This window comes from Chitinophaga sp., from assembly GCF_035564935.1.
Classification (GTDB): Bacteria; Bacteroidota; Bacteroidia; order Chitinophagales; family Chitinophagaceae; genus Chitinophaga.
Genome location: NZ_DATMTE010000453.1, coordinates 1 through 6,191 on the forward strand (window position 1 = coordinate 1; position 6,191 = coordinate 6,191).

The 6,191-nt window shown below is 47.1% G+C and carries 4 protein-coding genes; all 4 read right to left on the reverse strand.

The genetic code is table 11. The annotated features are described in order from the left end of the window. Positions 1–1,696: tetratricopeptide repeat-containing sensor histidine kinase (locus VN105_RS11715; protein WP_325641037.1), on the reverse strand; the 1,696-nt coding region annotated here is incomplete at its 3' end. Between the two features lie 671 nt (positions 1,697–2,367). Then, positions 2,368–3,057, reverse strand: a complete 690-nt coding sequence (gene cmk, locus VN105_RS11720) for a (d)CMP kinase (RefSeq protein ID WP_325641039.1) — start codon at positions 3,055–3,057, stop codon at positions 2,368–2,370. Positions 3,058–3,171: 114 nt separating this feature from the next. Then, positions 3,172–4,695: a T9SS type A sorting domain-containing protein gene (locus VN105_RS11725; protein ID WP_325641041.1), complete on the reverse strand. Its 1,524-nt coding sequence runs from the start codon at positions 4,693–4,695 to the stop codon at positions 3,172–3,174. A 66-nt stretch (positions 4,696–4,761) separates the two neighbouring features. Further along, the coding region (locus VN105_RS11730; RefSeq protein ID WP_325641043.1) for a hypothetical protein at positions 4,762–6,191 on the reverse strand (1,430 nt) is incomplete at its 5' end.

A 6,191-nucleotide genomic window follows, 5' to 3' on the forward strand; every position in this document is an offset into this window, starting at 1 on the left:
TACACACCAGGCTTCTTTTTTCCAAAAGGATTTCGATATCCAACACGCCTTTTTCATCGGGATGTTTATGCACGAGTCCATGCCAGATGGCGTTTTCCACATATGGTTGTAATATCATAGGAGGTATCAGTACTTCGTCATCGTTAATGTCTGCATCCACGAGGAACCGGTATTCAAAGATACCGTTACAACGCAATGATTCCAGGTCAAGATACAATCTTAATGATTCCAATTCTTTGTTTAATGTAACAAAAGTATGTTGGGTGTTATCGAGGATGAGGCGCATCAGCCGGGAGAACTTGGTAAGATAATCCGATGCCTCTTCCTGGTTATTGCTCCAGATGTACCGGTGGATGGAACTGAGAGAATTAAAGATGAAGTGCGGATTCATCTGGGAACGCAGCGAACGGAGTTCCAGTTGCAGGGTTTGTTTCTTGGTTTTCAGGTTACGGTGGCGGATATAAAAAAGACCGCCCACAATAGCCATCAGCAGAAATGCCGCCAGGGCAAAGGTGATCACCACGTTACGTTTGGTTCGCAGTTCTCCCACCATTTTATCATGTTCAAGGTTGTGGATCTGGTTATCTTTCCGGTCTACCTCGTAAATGGTTTGCATCTGGGCAAGCGCCATGGCTGATTTTTCATCGAGGATACTGTCTTTGTACAGCAATGATTTATCCGTGGCTTCCAGCGACTTTTTAAACTCCCCGCTTTCTTTAAAATCGGTAGCCAGCGCCTTGTAAGCATCCATCAGCATGGCTTTAAAGCCCAAGAAGGTGCTGATGTCTATGGACTGTATCATATTTTCCCGGGCTTCGTCGTGCTTTCCCTGCGCGCTCAATAACTTCCCGATACTTAAATAGCTTTCCGCCACATGTACCTTATCATCTACTTTATCATTTACTTCCAGCGCTTTTTTCAGGTACTCCATAGCGGCCGGGTAGTCTTTTTTTTCCTGGTAGGCAGCGCCGAGGGCGTTATAACATATGGCCATACCAATAGGCCGGTCCATTTTCTGGTTGATGGCAAGAGAGCGTTTATGGTACTGGATAGCCAGGTCCAGTTTATGCAGACCCTGGTATGCGAATCCGAGGTTACCGAGATTAATCGCAACACCGAGCGGGTTGTTGCTTTTCTCTTCCAGTTCGAGGGCATGGGTAAAATGGGTGATGGCATCGTCATATTTTTCCGTAGAGAGCTGGATATTTCCGATGCTGTTGGTAGCTACGCAAACGTTGCGGATATCGTTGATCTTTTCAGCAAGGATCAGTGCTTTTACATGGTAGTCAAATGCTTTCTGCAATTTATCCTGCCGCCGGCAATCCACCCCTGCGTTATTCAGTGAGAATACAATGAGCAAAGTATCTCTTGCTTCCTCTGCAGCTTTGAGGGCTTTTTCGTGGTAGTCTTCCGCAATAATGTACAGTGATTTATTTCTTTTTGCAGTGCCCAGTTCATTGTAAGCCTGCGATACTCCTCTGGGATATTTGAGTTGGAGTGATAAGGTAAGCGCTTCCTGCCAGAAGGGGTTTTCTATTTTATGCGCTTCAAAGAAACGGTTATTCTGTCCGCCCTTTTTCAACAGTGCCGATACTTTACCGGTATCTGAAGGAAGCCGGTGAACAGAGTCGAGCTGTTTGTATACCCGCAGGGAATCCTGGGCTATCGCCGTAAAAAAGGCCCCTGACAGGAGCAAGTATAGAAGACATACACCTTTTATAGACATTGGCTGGTCTGTGTGACTACACAATTTAAAAAAGAATTACGAATAACATGTAGCGATTTAAAGATATCCGGTTAAACGGGGGATAACGCTATGGGGCCATTATACTCACTGACAATCAAAAAGTTGAAAAAAGCGAAAGGGCGAAAGAATTCGCCCCTTCTTCCTATTAACCGAATACACCTACTGAAAATATGGAACGGCTATGGCGTGCCACGCCATCCCACATTACCTTTAAATGCCTGCCGGCAGCGGTTATACCGGGCAGACTGTATTTTATATATAGCAACATTATAGTCGGTTAATAGCAAAGGGTCCTTTATGGATATAGCTAGGATAAGACCGTCCCCGGAAGCACGATATATAATAACGCGTCTTACGCACTTGTTCTTAATGTCTTATACAGGTCCATCACACTTCATCAACAGCACAATGACTTGTCCATACAAAAATTGCCTAAGCAGTATTTTTCAGGGAGGATCAGGTTCAGGTATGCGGAAATCGTCAATAAAAAGCTGACATCATTCAGGCATGAAAATAAAATGCTACTGGAAATTCGGGAGGATGTGGAAAAATTATCGGGTTCGTGACCCACGGTCACATAACAAATGTATAAAAGAGTTTTAATAAAAGAAAATAATATTTTATGAGGAGTGCGCCATTATAGCGTCTTCCACCCATTGCATCACCAGTTGGAGCTGGTCATCGGGGTTCAAGTGGCTGTTATCCAGGATAATAGCATCTTCCGCCTTGCGGAGCGGACTTATTTCGCGGTTGGCATCTATATAATCTCTCAGTTCGAGGTTTTGTTTTACTTCTTCCAGGGTAATATTCCTGTTCTTTTCATACAACTCCTTAAACCTGCGCTGTACGCGGATAGCGATATCGGCGGTCATAAAGATCTTCAGTTCGGCATGAGGGAATACTACGGTACCAATATCACGGCCATCCATCACGATACCTTTGCGGGCGCCCATTTTCTTCTGCTGTGCTACGGCCAGGTCACGTACTTCCTTTACAGCAGCTACTTCGCTTACCTTTTCGGCCACGATCATTTCGCGGATCAGGTGTTCCACATTTTCGTTGTTGAGGTACATTTCGCTGACACCGGTGAGCGAATTGGGCACAAAATCCAGGTGTATATCTTTCAATGCAGCGGTTACTGCTTCATGTGATAGCCAGTCGATCCTGTTCTGAATAAAATAAAGCGTAATTGCACGATACATAGCGCCGCTGTCGATGTAGGTATAGTCCAGCTTTTTAGCCAGTTGCCTGGCCAAAGTGCTTTTGCCACATGAAGAGTAGCCATCTATCGTGATGATTATTTTTTTCAAAACTATCTGTTTAAATGAATCGCCTGTTGGGAAGAACCCTACAAAATTGGGGGAAATCTCCGAGAAAATCAAAACAAAAGGCCGGAAATTCCGCGGAGGAAACTCCGGCCCTTTTTATTGCGCCACCACCACTTTGCAGGTGTAAGCCACTTTCATAGTGTCTTTATGGTAGATAACAATGAAGTAAACGCCCGACGGCAGGTCCGAAATACTTACATCTGCATCTCTTTTTACCACGTACTGACGCATTACCTGGCTCCAGGTATCATGCAGCTGCATCAGCATTTCCCCGCGGATACCACGGATGGTGACCCTGAAATTACCGTTGTTCGGGTTCGGGAATACTTTGATCTGTACAAAAGGCGGCACAGCGCGTACATCAGAATAGGTGACCTTACCGTTCCTGCCTACTGCTTTAATGCGGTAATAGGTCCAGTCGTCGTAATCATTCACATCCGGGAAGGTATAGCTCAAAGGCACGCTGCTATTGCCATTGATGGCTTTTGTTGGTAACACGCCGATTTTCACGAATTGTTCCTGCCGTTCATAACGGCGTTCAATTTCAAACGTAGCATTATAGATTTCACGGCTGGTGGTCCAGTCCAGCTGTATCAGCAGCGGAGCCGTTCTGAAGGCTTCAAAGCTGAGGAACATGGCTGGTTTGGCGGAGCCTATGAGGGCAGTTTTTGCGAAGTATTCGCTGGCGCCCAACCCGTCGAAATGCCGGAGATGCATGGTAGCCGGCTGTGTTATGGCAGTAGTGGCTAATGTACCGGGCAATGGCTGGGTAGTAATGGCCGGTACGGCATCCCATACACCGCTAACGAAGCGGGTAATAAAACTGCTGTCGCGTGAAGTGGCATATGCCGGCAATTCGCTTACATCCATATGTTGCAGGATCACATCTACTTCTCCCCCGCTGTTGTCTGCCCGGCGGATATTCCAGGATTTATTCACAAAGCTGTCTGCATAGGCAGTGCCACCAGCGGCCACTGTAAATACGCTGTCGTATACACGGGCGCCTATCATATCCTTTGCGCCGGTAATGAGCACGGCGGCTGGCGAGTAGTTATAATCGTCTGTTCCTATGGGGTAAACCACTTTTCCATCTGCATTAGTAATGGCAGCACGGTAAAGCAGTCCGCCGGCAACACCTTTCCCGGTCACCACATAGCGGTAATCGTTGTAGCCGGTAATGGAGCCTGGTGTTTTATCACCCACCTGGAGATTCCAGCCATTAAGATAAATACGGCCACTGGCAAAGTGCAGGTTGTTCCTGATCTTCAGGTCGCTGAAATCCTCCAGCACCAGGCCGGCGGGATTATTAAGCTGCAGGTTGGGAAAGCTGGTACCTGTTCCGCTGATAAAGCTGTAGGCGCCGTATACCCGTTGCTGACCGGCGCCTGAAAAGAGGAAGGTGCCTCCTTTGCCTGAAGTGCCGTCTGCACTTTCATCGGGGAGCGTAGCCCCGTTACCGTTAGTCCATAACCTGCTGAGAATGTAAAAGGTGGCGTTGGGATTGGAGCCGAGGATACCGTTGTTCGTCATATCAGCAAAGATGCCCACATTGGTATTACCGGAAAGCCATACGGTGGCGCCGGCAGGAATGTAAACGCCTTGCTGGGCGGAAAGGCGCAAGCCTGCTCCGAGTAATAGCCATATGATTAAACAATATCTCCGCACAATAATTATATTCTGATTGTATTAGTAATTCTCTGAAATAATATACCAGTTAGTTCCATCGGACTGAAAGGAAAAGCAGCGCCTGGATTCTGTACCCAAATTAACGGATGCCGCCACGCCATCGATATTTCCACTGGGCGTGGTCATTGTAATCGTTCTTGTGTTAAATCTCTTCACATTATATACCCTGCCCTTGTTGGCGGCAGGCGCCGGCAGAGTGATCGTAATGTTATTATTCGTGTTTACAATAAGTGTATAGTCGGCTGCTGTGAGCGTGTAGGTGGTTGCAGAAGTACCTACTGATTTTATCGGATAAGTCATGCCGCCGGGAGCCGCGGCCGCTACCCATTCAGTACCATCAAACTGGAGTATCTGGTCAGTAGCAGGTGCAGTGCTGTTTATGTTTACCCCGTTCAGCTGTTTGGCATTCCATATATTACTGGCGCTATTGGCGGCTAAAGCGCCACCGGTAATCTTCAGCGTAGCTGCATCCAGTGAAACATTGCCAATATCCCCGGCTGCATCGCGGCCCATCAGATCTGTTGGCGTACCTGCGCTGCCTGTTAAACGCATGTCCCCGTTTACATGCAGCGTTCTTGCAGGAAGTGCGGTAACGCCAATACCCATTTTCCCACTCTGCAGGCGCATCATTTCTTTCGTGGTGGGTGTGGCGTTGTGTGTATAAGTTTTAAAGATGATCGGTTCATCTCCGTCATCCCCGATAATGAAATCAAATCCACCATTATTGGCAGTACCTGTTGAACCAAATTCAAATAAATCTGTGCCGGCAGCACTTCCTTTCATCCTGAAATTACCATTGGCATCTACATAAAACATAGGTTTATAGAAGCTCGCACCCGCTGCTTCGAATTGTAATGCAGACCTGAGATAGGTTACCTTCTGATTGGGATCTGTATAATCGGGATAGCTGTCAGTAAGCCCTAAAAGATCGCGCCTGCCAAACTCCAGGTACGACTGGTTATTGGATTTGATCACCATTTTAATATCGTCGTTGGTACCGAGCGCAGATCCCGCAGGCGCAGCCGTGTTACCTGTCATCAGCCAGTTAACGGCTGCTAAATTCTCGGTAACGATTACATCTCCCGTACTATTGATCGACAACACTTTGGAATTGGCTGTTCCCGGCGTGGCGGCTGCAATATTTGATAACCGCAGTCCTGAAGTAAATGTAGAAAAAGCAGGAGTTGTCGTTTGAGGGCCGGCAATTTCAAGGCGATTGGCTGGTGCGCCGGTACCCAGCCCCAATGATGAATTAGCATCGTTCCAGAAAAACTGGTTTTTATTTTCCGAGATAACGCCCCCCGTTCCGGCAAAAAGCACAGACCCGGGCGTAAGCGCTTTCAGCGCCAGTGTACCCGTGGCACCAATAATGCCGTTACCTGTTATATTGAAATTGGCGGTTTGAGCAGTAGTTGTATTTTGAATATAGC